This window comes from Janibacter limosus NBRC 16128 (assembly GCF_001570985.1).
In the GTDB taxonomy this organism is placed as follows: domain Bacteria; phylum Actinomycetota; class Actinomycetes; order Actinomycetales; family Dermatophilaceae; genus Janibacter; species Janibacter limosus.
This window is the reverse complement of sequence record NZ_BCSS01000034.1, coordinates 1-14,411: the sequence shown is the minus strand read 5'-3', so window position 1 is coordinate 14,411 and position 14,411 is coordinate 1. Positions and strand designations below refer to the sequence as shown.

The window sequence follows — 14,411 nt, the reverse complement described above, 5'->3', positions numbered from 1 at the left end:
GACGTGCCCCATGACCACCACACCCCGCATCCCCGAAGGAGCGACTCGATGATCCTCACCCAGTACTACCTCAGCTGCCTCTCGCACGGTTCCTACCTCATCGCCGACGAGGGCAGCCGCAAGGCCGTCGTGGTCGACCCGCGACGCGACATCAGCGACTACCTCGCCGAAGCGCGGGAGCACGACCTCGACATCGTCGGTGTCATCAACACGCACGTGCACGCCGACTTCGTCGCGGGTCACCTCGAGCTGGCCGCCGCGACCGGCGCCTGGATCGGCTACGGGCCGACCGCGGCCGAGCGGGCCGAGTTCGAGGTGCGGCCCCTCGCGCAGGGGGACCGCATCGAGCTGGGTGACGAGGTCACCCTCGAGATCCTCGAGACGCCCGGCCACACCTGGGAGTCGATCAGCGTGCTCGTGCTCGAGCACGGCAACCCCCACGCGGTCCTCACCGGCGACTCGCTCTTCATCGGCGGCATCGGCCGGCCCGACCTCGTCGTCTCCGACGGGTCGACGCCCCAGTCCTTGGCCGAGGCCATGTACAGCACGCTGCACGATGTGCTGCTGACGCTGCCCGACGCGACGAAGGTCATGCCCGCCCACGGCGCCGGCTCGTCCTGCGGTCGGGGCCTGTCCGACGAGCTCGAGTCCACCATCGGGGCCCAGCGCGCGACCAACCCCTTCGCCGCAGCGATGCCCGTGGACGAGTTCGTCCGGATGGTCACCACCGGTCAGCCCTCCGCGCCGCCGTACTTCCAGGTCGACGCGGCGCTCAACCTGCGTCAGCGCGAGCTGCTCGACCCGGACGAGACCGTCGTCCCCTTCACCCCCGCCGAGGTGCGCGCGGCGATCGAGGGCGGGGCCGTCGTCGTCGACACCCGATCCCCGGAGGACTTCGCCACCGGCCACCTCGACGGTTCGCTCAACGTGGGACTCGACGGTCGCTTCGCCGAGACGGCGGGGATGGTCCTCGATCACGGCGACGAGATCCTCGTCCTCGCCGAGCCCGGTCGGCACGCGGAGGCGGCGCTCCGGCTGGCGCGCATCGGTTTCGACACCGTCATCGGCCACGTCGCAGGTGGGCCGGCCGCGCTGGCACAGGTCCCCGACGCCGTCGTCTCGGTCGAGCGCGTCGAGGTCACCGGCTGGGACGAGCTGGCCGACCAGACAGTCGTGCTCGACGTGCGCAATGCCGGCGAGCGCGAGGGCGGTCAGCTCATCCCCGGGGCCATCCACATCCCACTGGCCGAGCTTGCCCGTCGTCACCGTGAGCTGCCTGCCGAGCGGCCGGTGCTCGTCCACTGTGCCGGGGGCTGGCGCTCCTCGGTCGCCGCGAGCCTGCTGCGGTCACGGGGTCACGCCGAGGTGACCGATCTCGTCGGTGGCTACGCAGCGTGGGCCGAGCGGGAGCGCGCCGGGGTGTGATCGTCGCGGCCTGTCCGCGCACCGCACCGAGGTCGACGCAGCACTCGCGTGGGTCCCGGTGGGGCACTCGTACTCGCGCGCTCAACGCTTCAGGCCAACGCCGTCAGCCACTCGCCGACGTGACCAACCCGGGTCACCGCGGGATGGAAGTAGAAGACGCTCTCGTGCTGGATCGGGCCCACGACGACGATGTGCCGGACGCGTCCGCCTCCGGTTGCCGAGGCCAGGGCTGCGCCCAGCTCGACGAACATCCCCCTCCCGTCGAGGTCGTCGCGTGCGATTCGGGCCGACGCATGGGGTGCGCTACCGCCCGGCTGCGTGACCACCCAGTGTCAGCCATCCGGTCTGCAACCCCGCCCGGCGTGCGACCTCGTGGGGGCAGGATGGGCGGATGGCTGATCCGCGCACGACACTCGAAGAGGAGCGGAGGGAGACCCTCGCCCGCCTCGCGACGCTCACCGGGGACTTCACGGCCATCGTCGAGGCGAGCGAAGGGAGCAATGCCGACGACGAGCACGACCCTGAAGGCGCGACGATCGCCTTCGAGCGCTCACAGCTGGACGCGCTCGTCCAGCAGGCGCGCCACCACCTGACCGAGATCGATGCCGCGCTGGAGCGTCTGCACGCCGGCACCTACGGCACCTGCGAGCGGTGCGGCCAGCTGATCGCAGCGGGCCGGCTCGAGGCGCGGCCCACCGCGCGGACCTGCATCGACTGTGCGTCCATCTGAGGCGACCCGTCTCCTCTCGGGGCCCGGCTCCGGGTGTCGTGTCGAGACCGGGCTGACCGACGACCGCCGCCCGGCCCCCTTCGTGGGGTGTCGTCATGACACGGTCGCCGCGTGATCTCGTCGGGCGCGCGTGTGCGAACTGTGGGGGCGGGGCGGCGGCCCCGGTGCGGCAGTCGCTGGGTCACCACTCTCCACGTCGGTGACCGCAGACGGTCGCTCGCGCGGGGGTGAGCGCTGCCTCGCCCACGGTTCGAGGGTCGGGGCGAGGTGCGCCGTGACCGAGGGTGCTCGTCGGGCATCGACGGGGCCGGTGCCTCGCCGGCGCGGCCCGCTGCAGATGGTCACCCGCGGTGGGCCGGACTCGATGATCGCCTTGAACTCCAGGAGCAGCAGATCCTCGTCCTGCAGGACGACGTCGACAAACCGCTCGTGGGTGGTGTCGAGGATGTCGTCGTGCGCGACCATTGCCGGGCTCATGTCGCACCCCGATCACGCGTCGATCGCCGTGTGGCCACCGCCCTGGCCGGTGATCTGGATCTTGCGTGGCTTGGCCTGCTCGGCCACGGGGATCCGCAGGGTGAGGACACCGGCGTCGTAGGCGGCGTCGATGCTGCTGGTGTCCAGGTTGTCCCCGAGGATCAGCTGTCGGGTGAAGGTGCCGCGTCGTCGCTCGGCGGCGATCATCTCCCGCTCCGTGTCCCCGACCGGGCGCTCCGCCCGCACGGTGACCACGTTGCGCTCCACGTCCAGGTCGATGTCCTGGGCTCGCAGGCCGGGGAGGTCGAACTCGACGACGAAGGTGTCGCCGTCGCGCCACGCATCCATCGGCATCGACGTGGGGGCCAGGCTCCCGTCACCGCGAAACAGTTGCTGGGTGACCCTGTCCAGCTCACGGAACGGGTCGGTGCGCATCAACATCTGCGTCATCTTCAGACTCCTTCCTCATGATGACCACCTCCACGATCTGTGATGATGGTGATAGATTTCTTATAGCAGAAACCAAGGAAGCACTCAAGAGGCAATGGGCGGACATGACGACGGACTCGGCGCGAGGCGTGTATGGCATCTCGGTGGCGGCCGACCTGGTGGGCATGGGCTCCCAGCAGCTGCGTTGGTACGAGACGCAGGGGCTGCTGAGTCCGGACCGCACCTCGGGAGGCACCAGGCGATACAGCGACGACGATCTGGTGCGGCTGCGCCGCATCGAAGTGCTCCTCGACGCCGGACTCAACACCGCCGGCATCTCGATGGTCATCGCCCTGCAGGACGAGGTCGAGGGTCTGCGCGAGGAGTTGGCCAAGGGCAATCCCGACACCTGATGTGAGGACTGAGGAGGACGAGCACGATGACCACCTCTGAGCACCGTCCGGCGACGACGCTCGAGCGTCCCGTCGGCGCGGACGAGCCGGCTCCAGGAGTCAGACGCCCGACGGCTCCTGCGTCGGGGACCGACCTCTCCATGCTCACCGTGAGGGAGCTCATCGCCCAGCTGGCGCGCAGCGAGGACCAACTCAACCTCGCTCGTCTGCAGGGGGAGCAGCAGGCCGGTTCGATGCGGCAGCTGCGTGACCGGCAGGCAGCGATCATCCAGGAGCTGAGGTCCCGCCGCGCTTGATCCGCCGCCCCTGTCCACATCCCCGGGTCGAAGGGGGCGGCGTCCACCGGGTCTCATGACCCGGGGACGCTGTCGGTGGTCGAACATACGATCGAGGCATGTCAGAGGCGACGGTGCGTTACGCGGATCCCGGGTTGCTCCCGGGGCTGCGGGATGCGCTGCGCGCGTTGATGCGTGGTGACGTCTCGACGATATGGCAGGTCCCCGACAGCGACGTCGGTGAGGTGCTCGCCCTGGTGGGGCAGATCCGTCAGCGGACCGAGCGCGCTGAGGTCGCGGCCGTGCGTGAGGGGGTCTCCCGGGGCCTGCCGACCCAGGAGTCGTGGTCGGTGCGGGACTGGGTCGGTGTCAACGAAGGACGCCGAGCACCGCGCCCTTCGGTGCGGCACGTGGGGTCGGTGGTGCGGGTGGCCGAGGCGAGCCTGCGCACCGGGAGTGGCCTGAGCAACCCGGACCCGACCCCAAACTCCGACACGGGCGAGGAGGCCTCGTCCAGCCCGGCGGCTGGCGTGAGCGACGTGGTCGCCGCCTTCGCCGACGGTTGCCTGCCGTTGGGCAAGGCCGATCAGCTCGTGCGGTTCGAGGAGGGCGTGCGCCGGGTCGCCGACCCGGACCTGCTCGCAGACGATCTGGGGATCCTGCTCGGTCACGCCTGCGATGACGAGGTCTTCACCGGTCCGCAGGGCCGGACTCGGGTGCGAGTGTCGGGTTTGGACGACAAGAAGCTGGCCGCGGCGATCACGATGACCGCGCGGATGCTGCGCCCGGACAAGGACCTGCGTGATGAGGACGAGCGACAGAAGGCGTCCCGCTCGTTGACCCAGCACACCGACGGGTGCGGGATGACGCGCTACAAGTTGGTCCTGGATCCCGAGGGTGCAGCGATCATCGACGCAGCGGTCGCTGCCCTCTCGGCCCCGGTCAAGGGACCTGAGGGTGCGCTGGACGAGCGCACCCCGGCGCGGCGGCGGGCGGATGCATTGCTGTCGGTCGTGGGCCGTGGAGTCTCCTCCCCGGGCGAGGCGCCCAAGACTGACAAGGCCCAGGTCATCGTCACCATCAGCCTGGCCGCACTCACGGCCAATCTCACGGCTGGCCAGTGTGGAGCCTGCGGGCAGGACCTGCCGACCAACGCCTTTGGCCAACCACTCACCCATGTGGGCGACCTCGGTGGCGGCGCGGGACACGGGTTGGGTGCTGCGGGCGTGGCTGGTGGCGGTCACGCGGGCGGGCTGACGGCGACCGGGCAGGTCCTGGCACCCGCGGTGGTGCGCAAGATGGCCTGCGAGGGCGCGATCATCCCCGCGCTCCTGGGCACCGACTCCGAACCCCTCGAGCTGGGCCGTGCCGCCCGCTACTTCACCCCGGGACAAAAGCGGGCGCTGTACCTGCGGGACGGGGGCTGCACCTTCCCGGGGTGCACCATGCCCGCTCACTGGTCCGATGCCCACCACGTCGACTACTGGTCCATGGGCGGGCTCACCGACATCGACAACGCAGCCCTGCTGTGCGAGCGCCACCACACCACGGTCCACACCCATGACCTGACCTGCACCATCACGGCCGCCGGCGTCACCTGGCACGTGTAGCTGCCACGTCCCGTAGCCGGCCCTGACGGGCCGGCCCACAGGCATGTCCACAGTCCGCTCGTGCATCCTGCGGCGCATCGGCTGACGCGCGCGATCGGCCGGACTGCTCAGTCCCTGAGCAATCCTTCGACCCACGTCGAGAGCTCGCGCAGGGTCTCGATGCTCAGGCCGTGGCCCTCGGGGCCGCGCCGGCTCGTGGTCGTGGCGCCCGAGTCCTCGACGAGGTAGTCCCAGGTGCTGTCGAGCAGGTCGCGGGGGATGACCTGGTCGGCGTCACCCCGGGCGACGAAGGTCGCGGCCCCCGTCAGTTGTCCGGGCGCCACGGGCAGGCCGGCGTCGAAGGGCAGGGTGCCGTAGAGGATGGCGGTGCCGGCGTAACGCTGTGGCTCCGAGAGGAGCAGGCCGCCGGCGAAGGTTGCGCCGCCGCTGAAGCCGATGAGCACGACGGGGCGGCCGGCGGGGGCGACCTCGTCGAGCCAACGGCGAAACCAGCTCATCGTCGCGTCGAGCGACTCGGCGACCGGTCGGCCGATGCCGCGGTTGGCGAACCAGGCGTAGCCACCCCCTTCGGCGATGGGGGCGCGCACGGCGGCGTACTGCGGGCCGGTCGGCAGGTGCGGTGCGAGCGAGATGATCTCGCTCTCCTGCGAGCCGCGACCGTGCAGGAGTACGACGAGCGGCGCGGATGGGTCGTTCGAGCCGTAGGTCGCGACGACGGGACCGGGGAGGGCAGAGGAGATCATGACGTTCCGATCGCTAAAGGTTGTTACGACAACCAATGTAGTGCACCGCGGCGAGGGGAGCGACCGTCGGGGCCGCAGCCCTCGCGGGTCAGTCGGTGGCAGCCGATCGGTGGTCCAAGCCGGTCCGCCAGACGCTGGGGTCCGCGACGGCGAACCGGCGGCCGGAGATGACGTCGGGAGTGATGCGCACGAAGCGATCCTTGCGCCCGTCGTGCCAGGGGTGCAGCGGGAGGTCGGCCGTGTACATGACGTCGTCCTGTTCGGTGATCGAGTGCGCGCGGCCCCGGACGACGACGCTCCATGCCTCGCCGGTGGCCTCGTCGAGACCGTCGGCCTCCAGTGCGACGGGGGCCGCGCTGATCCCGGCCACCTTGGTCCCCTCACCGGTGCGGAAGACGACGGTGCCATGATCGACGACGAAGTTGAGCGGGAAGATGTCCGGGTGGTCGTCCACCCAGACCGCGAGACGGCCGACCGTGGTCGACCTCATCAACGACCAGCACGCGTCGGCCGTCAGCTCTGGGACTGTCTGTGAAGCACTCATCTGTGCCGCCTCTCGAGGGTCCTTCGAGGTTAGCGCGGACCGCCCGCAGAGGCCATGGGGCGTCTAGGCTCCGGTAGCCGTCCCCGATCCAGGAAGTACGCCATGATCGACCTCTCGCAGGACCCTGCCCGCGCCCTCTCGCTGTGCCGCGCAGCGGAGGCGCGCCTCGCAGTGACTGCCGCCGCGCTCGCCGACGAGGACCTGCGCGCACCCAGCCTCCTGCCCGGATGGAGCGTCGGTCACGTCCTGACCCACCTCGCCAGCAACGCGGACGGGCACGCCCGTCGGGTGGAGGGCGCCCTGCGGGGTGAGTCGTTGGGCAAGTACGCCGGGGGCGCGCAGCAGCGTCGAGACGAGATCGAAGGGGGTGCCCACCGGCCAGCGGTCGAGGTCCTGGCGGATCTGCGCTCGAGTCAGGCGCGGCTCCTGGAGCTCTTCGAGACGGCCGACGCCGCGGGCTGGCCGCACGGCGATCTCCTTGGCGGCGAGGCCTACCCCGTCACCGCCTGCCCGGCGCACCGCCTGCGGGAGGTCGAGATGCACCACGTCGACCTCGGTCTGTCGTACAGGGCGGCTGACTGGCCGCAGGACTACGTCGACTGGGACGTGCGCGTCCTGCTCACGACCCTCCCGGAGCGCTTGAGCGAGCAGGACCAGCGCAGCCTCATGGCGTGGGTCGCCGGCCGCGGGTCGGTGGACCCGGGGTGGGACGCGGGGGCGTGGGGATGACGGCGCGATTCACCCGTGCACTGGTCGGTCTCGCCGCGGCCCTGTCGCTGGCGGCCTGTGGCCTGGGCCCTGTCATGAGCGGCAGCCCGTCCCCGTCGACCAGCCAGAAGGATGGTGAAATCGTCCGCGAGGACTTCTACACCCAGATCGGCGAGATCACCGAGGCCGCGGGTGGCGACTGGACCTATCTGGACAGGACGACCCCCTTCAGCCCGGACGACCGGGACTGGTTCAACCCCAAGGCCTGCAGCTCGGACCCGGACAGCCGCCAGCTCCTCCTGATGCTCCTGTCCGGGCCCACCACCGACGGCCCGGCTGACATCAAGCGGATGAGCTCGCTGCTGAAGGCGAGGGGCATGGAGGTCACCAACTACAGACCCGGCAACACCGTGCGGGAGGGGTCCGGGATCAATGCGGAGTCCGCCGCCGGCTTCTTCGTGTCGTACCGGACCAACGACCTGAAGACGACCGTCCGCTTCGGCAGCGAGTGCTCGAGCCACCCGTCGATGAACGAGCAGGTCGGCTGAGGCGGGTCGCTGGGGCTGACCTCCGACCCCGATTGGTCCACAGCGTCCGAGGTGGTGGGCTTCCTCTCCACAGGCCGCTGGGTCTCCACAGGGGCTGACACCTCCCGCGCCTAAGGTGGACGACATGCCGATCCCGCCCCCTGCGTCCCCCGCGAGCTGAGCCGTGGTCTGGGACCTTGCCTCCGCGACATGGGTGCGCACGCTGACGGATGAGCGCCTCGAGGGGGCGCTCGACGCCGGCTCCCTGCAGCGGGGTTCCGCCTATGCGGAGCAAGAGATGGTCACCCAGATCGCGACGCTCAACCGTGGCCGGGTCGTCGTGGCCAAGGTGCGCGGATCCGGCTCACAGAGCTACCAGACGATCATCTCGCAGCACAGCGACCCCAAGGACGATGTCCTCGAGTGGAGCGCGCGCTGCAGCTGCCCGGTGGCCACGGACTGCAAGCACGCCGTGGCCGTCATCCTCACCGTGCGCGCTGCCCTCGGTGGCGACGAGCCGGTGACTGCCTCGTGGGAGGAGGCACTGGCCACCCTCACCGCTGACCCGATGCCCGAGCGGCTCGACCAGGGAGCTCCCCTGGCGCTCATCGTCGAGAGTGTCATCGCCCCCCGCGACACCTGGAGTCGGCACGGGGAGCCGCGGATCCGTCTGCGCCCCAGCCAACGCACCAAGGCGGGGCACTGGGCCAAGAACACCGCATGGAGCACGGTGCGCCAGCCCGCGCGCAGTCCCGGTCGTGGCCAGGTCCTCGAGCGCCATCGCGCGATGCTCGCATCGCTGGTCGAGCTGCACGACAGGAGCACTGGCGGAGGGCCTGCCTACTACAGGGTCGAGACCACGGCGCTGCACCTCGACGACTTCGGTCCGGACGTGTGGCCACTCCTGCGACGCGTGCGTGACGCGGGTGTCGCTCTCGTCGGCAGCGAGGCCGGTGAGCCGGCGCTGCTCGACGACGCTCCCGTCGAGGTGGCCGTCGACATAGTGCGCGCGGGCGACGGGCTCCTCCTGCAGCCCCTCGTCGAGGGCACTGGGGCAGACGATGGCGGTCAGCGCCCCGATCTCGAGGAGATCCAGCTCATCGGACGGCCGCGCCACGGTGTGGCTGTCACCCGAGGGGGCGTCCTGGTGCTCACCCCCTTCGTCGCCCCGCTCGACCCGGATGTCGCCGATCTCGTGGACCGACCCCGCGGGCTGGAGATCCCCGAGGGCGATGTCGATCGCTTCCTCACCCTCTATCTGCCACGCCTACGGGAGCGGCTGACGGTCATCTCGTCGGACGGCAGCGTCGACCTGCCCGAGCCGGAGCCACCGCGACTGCACCTGCGCGTGCGAGCAGCCGGTCACGGCGTCCGGCTCGAGCTCGGCTTCATCTACACGGTCGGAGCGCGCAGCCACGTCGTGGGCGCCGGCGCGGGGGGCAGTGCCCCACGGGACACCCGGGGGGAGCAGGCGCTGCTCATGGGGATCGAGGCGCTCGACGCCATCCCCGGTGCCACGACGCGGGTCCAGGGCAGCACCCGGTGGCGGTTGCAACCGACGCTCACCCTGCGCGGGACCGTCGCCGTCCACGTGCTCACCGAGGTCGTGCCGCGCCTCGACGACGATCCGCGCGTGGTCGTCGAGCTCGACGACGACCTGCCGGTCTACGAGGAGCTCGTCGACGAGCCGCAGATCGCGATCGGTGCCAGCGACGCAGCCGGCGGATCCGACTGGCTGGACCTGCACGTGTCGGTGACCATCGGTGATGTCGAGGTTCCCTTCGAGCCGCTCTTCGAGGCGCTCGTGCGCGGCGACGAGCTCATGCACCTGGAGACCGGCGAGTGGTTTCGTCTCGACCACCCCGTCCTCGCCGACCTGCGGGCGCTCATCGAGGAGGCCCGGGAGCTCGCCGAGCCGGCGGCCGGCCACGTTCGTCTGAGTCGCTATCAGGTCGACCTCTGGGACGAGCTGTCCGACCTCGGTGACATCGAGATCGACCGCGCGCACGAGTGGCGGACCAGCGTCGAGACCCTCCGCGAGATCGAGGTCCTGCCGGCGCCGCCGGTGCCCACGTCCCTCGGAGCGACCCTGCGCCCCTACCAGCTCGAGGGGTACCACTGGCTGACGACGCTCTGGGACGCCAGCCTCGGCGGCGTGCTCGCCGACGACATGGGTCTGGGCAAGACCGTGCAGACGCTCGCGCTGATCGCCCGGGCCCACGCGGCGGGTGACCTCGATCGTCCGGTCCTCGTCGTGGCCCCCACGAGCGTCGTCGGCACCTGGGCGAGCGAGGCGGCGAAATTCGTCCCCGACCTCGACGTGCGCACCCTCGGATCCACCCACAAGCGGCGGGGGAGCACGGTGCGCGAGTCCGTCGAGGGGGCGCACCTCGTCGTCACCTCCTACGCCGTGCTGCGCATCGACGCCGACCAGTTCACCGAGGTCGAGTGGCGAGGGGTGATCCTCGACGAGGCGCAGTTCGTCAAGAACGACCGGTCCAAGACCCACCAGGCGCTCCGGGGACTGTCCACCCCCTTCGTCCTGGCGGTGACGGGGACTCCGCTGGAGAACTCGCTGATGGACCTGTGGTCCCTTTTCGCGCTCGCGGCGCCCGGTCTCTACCCGCGGCGCGACCGCTTCGCCGACCTCTACCGCAAGCCCATCGAGTCCGGGGCGCAGCCCGAGCTCCTCGATCGGCTACGTCGTCGCATCCGTCCGCTCATGCTGCGGCGCACCAAGGAGCAGGTGGCGCTCGACCTGCCGCCCAAGCAGGTCCAGGTCCTGCCCGTCGACCTCACGCCGACCCACCGCCGGGTCTACGACCGCCACCTGCAGCGCGAGCGCAAGCGAGTGCTCGGCCTCCTGGAGGACCCGGACGGCAACCGCGTGGCGATCCTCGCCTCCCTCACCCGGCTGCGTCAGCTGAGCCTCGACCCCGGGCTCGTCGACGCGGACCTGCTGGGTCAGGGCGCCTCGGCCAAGATCGAGGTGCTCGTGGAGCACCTGCGCGAGCTGGCGGTCGAGGGGCATCGGGCCCTCGTCTTCAGCCAGTTCACCGGATTCCTCGGCCTCGTCCGCGATCGCCTCGCCGCCGAGGGCATCACGACCAGCTATCTCGACGGCTCGACGACCGACCGGCCCGAGGTCATCGACGGCTTCAAGCAGGGCGAGCAGACCGCCTTCCTCATCAGCCTCAAGGCCGGCGGAGTCGGGCTGACGCTCACCGAGGCCGACTACGTCTTCATCCTCGACCCCTGGTGGAACCCCGCGGCCGAGGCGCAGGCCATCGACCGGGTGCATCGCATCGGTCAGGACCGGCCGGTCATGGTCTACCGGCTCGTCTCGACCGGGACGATCGAGGACAAGGTGCTGGCCCTGCAGGAACGCAAGCGGGACCTCTTCGAGCGGGTCGTCGACGAGGGCGAAGCCCTGTCGGGGGCGATCACCTCGACCGACATCCGGGCGCTACTCGACCCCGACGACTGACCCGGGGCACCGCTCGTCAGGATGGCGGGCGCCCGCGCCTCAGGGCTGCTCCACGCTCAGGTTCCCCTCGCGGTATCGCTGCCGCAGCACCTTTTTGTCGAACTTGCCGACGGACGTGCGCGGCACCTGGTCGATGAAGGCAAAGGCGTCGGGAAGCTGCCACTTCGCGAAGTCGGCGGACAGGAACTCCCGCAGCTCACCCGCGGTGACGCTCGCACTCTCGCGTACGACGATGCTGGCGAGGGGGCGCTCCTGCCATTTTTCGTCCGGGATCCCGACGACCGCTGCCTCGAGCACGGCCGGGTGCCCCATGAGTGCGTTTTCGAGGTCGACCGACGAGATCCACTCGCCTCCGGACTTGATGACGTCCTTGGCCCGGTCGGTGAGCGTGATGTAGCCGCGCTCGTCGAGGTTGCCCACGTCGCCCGTACGCAGCCAGCCGTTGTCGAACTTCGCCTCGGACTCGGCGTCGTCGTCGGCCAGGTAGTAGCCCGCGGTGACCCACGGCCCGCGGACCTCGAGCTCGCCGACGGCCACACCGTCGCGCGGCAGGACGCTGCCGTCGTCACCGACGATCCGACCCTCGACGCCACACAGGAGCCGACCGGCCGAACCCTTGTAGCGCCACTCCTCCTCGCCATCCGCACCGAGCGGCACGTTGGCCACGGAGGCGACCGGCGAGGTCTCGGTCATCCCCCACGCCTGGACCATGTCGAGCCCGTGCCGCTCGCGCAGGGCCTTCATCAAGGCGACGGGCACGGCGGACCCGCCGCACAGGATCCGTCGCAGCGAGTCCAGCTGCAGATCCGGGTGGTCGTCGAGGTGGGTGAGCACGTCGTTCCAGACCGTCGGCACCGCGCCCGAGATCGTGGGTCGGGTCTCGCGGATGAAGCGGACGAGCGGCTCGGCCTGCAGCCACCGGTCGGGCATGCACAGCGAGGCGCCGCTCATGATCGCTGCGTAGGCCAGACCCCACGCGTTGGCGTGGAACATCGGCACGATCGGCAGCACCCGGTCGGCGAAGGTCAGCCCCGCGACATTGCCCGTGCAGGCCGCCATCGAGTGCAGGTAGGCCGAACGGTGGCTGTAGACGACCCCCTTCGGGTTACCGGTCGTCCCGCTCGTGTAGCACATGGCCGCCGCGTCCCGCTCGTCCACCTCGGGCCAGTCGAAGGTCTCCTCCTGCTGCGCCAGCAGGTCCTCGTAGAGCAGGACCTCCTTGCCGCTGGAGCGAAGGGAGTCCAGGTTGGCGCTCGCAGCGTCGGGACCAGCGACGAGCACATGGGTCACGGTGTCGAGGTGTGGCAGCTGGGCCGCGAGCAGCCCCACGAGGGAGTCGTCGACGATGACGACCTTGTCCTCGGCGTGGTTGGCGACATAGATCAGCTGCTCGGGGAAGAGCCGGATGTTGAGGGTGTGCAGGACGGCGCCCATCGCGGGGATCGCCAGGTAGGCCTCGAGGTGCTCCTGGTTGTTCCACTGGAAGGTCGCGACCCGGTCGTCACCCGTGATGCCGAGCGAGCGCAGACCGCCGGCCAGCCGGGCCACCCGCCCGCCGAGCTCGCCGTAGGTGATCGACCGGCTCCCGTCGGTCGTGGCCGTGACGACTTCGGAGTCGGGATGCACCTGCGTGCCGTGGCGCATGAGGGAGGCGATGGTCAGCTGGTAGTCCTGCATCGAGCTCTGCATGGGCCCATACAACTGCGTGACGGCCGTCACGTCCAGAGCTGGCGGGTGGGCTGCTACTCCCGTCGGTGCACCCGCACGCAGCACCGGCCCTCGCCCGGCTCGAGGCGCGCGTCCGCGTCGGTGCAGCCCAGGCCATCGGCCACGCCCTGCACATAGGACTCGTTGAGTCCGCACACGAGGGCGCGGTGCTTGCCGGCGAGGGCGTCGAAGGGGCAGTTGTGCAGCTCGACCACGCCGGCCTCGTCGCTGGGTTCGTATCCCTGTCCGGCGAGGGCCGTGGTGAGGTCCTCGATGCTTGCCTGCTCGTGGCGGGAGGCCGCTCGACCCGTCTCCATGCCCCGGTCGCGGGCCGACTCCTGCAATGCGCCGTCGAGGGGCTCGCCCGCGCTCGCCCGGGTCACCGATGCCGCGAGGATGTCGCCGACCAGGTCGTAGCGGCGCGGGGGCAGCGAGAGGGAGAACTCCTGCTCGGCCCGGCGATAGAGCTTGCTCGGGCGACCGGCGCCCGGACCGGTGCGCCCGGTGAGCCGGCGGTACTCGACCTCGAGCAGCCCCTCCTCGACGAGGCGGTCGAGGTGGAAGTTGGCCTTGTGGGCGCGTATCCCGGTGGCGGTGGCGGCCTCCTCCCTGCTGACCGGTTCGCCCCGGCCCACGACGTAGTCGTAGAGCTCGCGGCGGGTGTCGTCGGACAGCGAGCCGATGCCGGAGGCGAGGGTGCGGAGGTCCATGACTCCACTCTAAAACATGAATTCATTGACACAAGAGTTGGTGACGGGTCTAAAATCAAAATACATCTTGTTTAGAAGGAGCCTCGTCATGAGCACCACAGCCGCACACCAGTCCCCGTCCACGCACGCCACCTCATCGAAGGGAGCGGAGCGCGCCTTCCTCCTGCTGCGCACGGTCTTCACCATCGCGCCGATCGTCTTCGGACTCGACAAGTTCGCCAATGTCCTCACCGACTGGCCCTCGTACCTCGCCCCGTGGATCGACGGCATCGTCCCCGGTGACGCCCAGCAGGCGATGTACATCGTCGGCGTCATCGAGATCGTCGCCGGCATCGTCGTCGCCACCCGTCCGCGCTGGGGAGCCCTGCTCGTCTCCGCATGGCTGATCGGCATCATCGTCAACCTGCTGACCTACGGCGGCTTCTACGACGTGGCCTTGCGCGACTTCGGCCTCCTCGTGGCGGCCTTGTCCCTCTACGTCCTGGCGACCCCGGACCACGCTGCCACCGCCACCGAACGCGGGACCATCGCATGACACCCGCGCCCTCACCAGCAGTCGGCCGCGACGCCCGGGAGCCGTCGCGGCCGCACCTGCGGGTCGCCGGCACCCGCCCCGCGGTCGACCC

Annotated in this window: 16 protein-coding genes; 9 read left to right on the top strand and 7 right to left on the bottom strand. The window is 70.4% G+C overall.

Translation table 11 applies throughout. The features are described from left to right. The first annotated feature begins 48 nt into the window (after positions 1–48). Entirely contained in the window at positions 49–1,425 is a 1,377-nt protein-coding gene (locus JLI01S_RS12335) for an MBL fold metallo-hydrolase (protein WP_068265004.1), read from the top strand. An 89-nt stretch (positions 1,426–1,514) separates the two neighbouring features. On the opposite strand, the gene JLI01S_RS16990 is transcribed toward JLI01S_RS12335, so the two are convergent. Beyond that, positions 1,515–1,676, bottom strand: coding sequence for a hypothetical protein (locus JLI01S_RS16990; protein ID WP_157074938.1), 162 nt, complete (start codon positions 1,674–1,676; stop codon positions 1,515–1,517). 140 nt (positions 1,677–1,816) lie between these two features. On the opposite strand from JLI01S_RS16990, the gene JLI01S_RS12330 reads away from it, so the two are divergent. Continuing rightward, the gene (locus JLI01S_RS12330; RefSeq protein ID WP_068265002.1) at positions 1,817–2,155 is read left to right on the top strand and encodes a TraR/DksA family transcriptional regulator; all 339 of its coding nucleotides are present in this window, start codon (positions 1,817–1,819) and stop codon (positions 2,153–2,155) included. 93 nt (positions 2,156–2,248) lie between these two features. Here JLI01S_RS12330 and JLI01S_RS12325 read toward each other — a convergent pair whose 3' ends face one another. Both JLI01S_RS12325 and JLI01S_RS12320 read right to left on the bottom strand, forming a co-directional pair. After that, complete coding sequence (locus JLI01S_RS12325; RefSeq protein ID WP_157074937.1) at positions 2,249–2,632, bottom strand: hypothetical protein; 384 nt, start codon at positions 2,630–2,632, stop codon at positions 2,249–2,251. Positions 2,633–2,644: 12 nt separating this feature from the next. Then, on the bottom strand, positions 2,645–3,073 hold the full coding sequence (locus JLI01S_RS12320; RefSeq protein ID WP_068265070.1) for an Hsp20/alpha crystallin family protein: 429 nt from the start codon (positions 3,071–3,073) through the stop codon (positions 2,645–2,647). 26 nt (positions 3,074–3,099) lie between these two features. On the opposite strand from JLI01S_RS12320, the gene JLI01S_RS12315 reads away from it, so the two are divergent. From JLI01S_RS12315 to JLI01S_RS16985, 3 genes are all read left to right on the top strand, one after another. Continuing rightward, on the top strand, positions 3,100–3,474 hold the full coding sequence (locus JLI01S_RS12315) for a MerR family transcriptional regulator (protein ID WP_245634609.1): 375 nt from the start codon (positions 3,100–3,102) through the stop codon (positions 3,472–3,474). 26 nt (positions 3,475–3,500) lie between these two features. Then, the gene (locus tag JLI01S_RS12310) at positions 3,501–3,770 is read left to right on the top strand and encodes a hypothetical protein (protein ID WP_068264995.1); all 270 of its coding nucleotides are present in this window, start codon (positions 3,501–3,503) and stop codon (positions 3,768–3,770) included. A gap of 98 nt (positions 3,771–3,868) precedes the next feature. After that, a complete protein-coding gene (locus JLI01S_RS16985; protein WP_068264993.1) occupies positions 3,869–5,359 on the top strand; it encodes an HNH endonuclease signature motif containing protein in 1,491 nt (496 codons plus the stop codon). Between the two features lie 107 nt (positions 5,360–5,466). Here the strand turns inward: JLI01S_RS16985 and JLI01S_RS12300 are convergent, their stop codons facing one another. Then, complete coding sequence (locus JLI01S_RS12300; protein ID WP_068264992.1) at positions 5,467–6,102, bottom strand: alpha/beta hydrolase; 636 nt, start codon at positions 6,100–6,102, stop codon at positions 5,467–5,469. Between the two features lie 88 nt (positions 6,103–6,190). Then, on the bottom strand, positions 6,191–6,646 hold the full coding sequence (locus tag JLI01S_RS12295) for a pyridoxamine 5'-phosphate oxidase family protein (protein ID WP_068264991.1): 456 nt from the start codon (positions 6,644–6,646) through the stop codon (positions 6,191–6,193). Between the two features lie 102 nt (positions 6,647–6,748). On the opposite strand from JLI01S_RS12295, the gene JLI01S_RS12290 reads away from it, so the two are divergent. The 3 genes from JLI01S_RS12290 to JLI01S_RS12280 all read left to right on the top strand — a co-directional run bounded on the left by JLI01S_RS12290 (position 6,749) and on the right by JLI01S_RS12280 (position 11,368). Next, complete coding sequence (locus JLI01S_RS12290; protein ID WP_068264989.1) at positions 6,749–7,375, top strand: maleylpyruvate isomerase family mycothiol-dependent enzyme; 627 nt, start codon at positions 6,749–6,751, stop codon at positions 7,373–7,375. Further along, positions 7,372–7,902 (top strand): hypothetical protein, encoded by a 531-nt coding sequence (locus JLI01S_RS12285; protein ID WP_157074936.1) that lies wholly within the window; start codon positions 7,372–7,374, stop codon positions 7,900–7,902. Before JLI01S_RS12290 ends, JLI01S_RS12285 begins: the two co-directional genes overlap by 4 nt. Positions 7,903–8,065: 163 nt before the next feature. Beyond that, on the top strand, positions 8,066–11,368 hold the full coding sequence (locus tag JLI01S_RS12280) for a DEAD/DEAH box helicase (protein WP_068264985.1): 3,303 nt from the start codon (positions 8,066–8,068) through the stop codon (positions 11,366–11,368). 39 nt (positions 11,369–11,407) lie between these two features. On the opposite strand, the gene JLI01S_RS12275 is transcribed toward JLI01S_RS12280, so the two are convergent. Together JLI01S_RS12275 and JLI01S_RS12270 are read right to left on the bottom strand one after the other, a co-directional pair. Next, a complete protein-coding gene (locus JLI01S_RS12275) occupies positions 11,408–13,057 on the bottom strand; it encodes a long-chain fatty acid--CoA ligase (RefSeq protein ID WP_068264983.1) in 1,650 nt (549 codons plus the stop codon). A 53-nt stretch (positions 13,058–13,110) separates the two neighbouring features. Next, the gene (locus JLI01S_RS12270; protein WP_068264980.1) at positions 13,111–13,785 is read right to left on the bottom strand and encodes a helix-turn-helix transcriptional regulator; all 675 of its coding nucleotides are present in this window, start codon (positions 13,783–13,785) and stop codon (positions 13,111–13,113) included. Between the two features lie 88 nt (positions 13,786–13,873). On the opposite strand from JLI01S_RS12270, the gene JLI01S_RS12265 reads away from it, so the two are divergent. Continuing rightward, a complete protein-coding gene (locus JLI01S_RS12265) occupies positions 13,874–14,320 on the top strand; it encodes a DoxX family membrane protein (RefSeq protein WP_068264978.1) in 447 nt (148 codons plus the stop codon). Positions 14,321–14,411 lie beyond the last annotated feature (91 nt).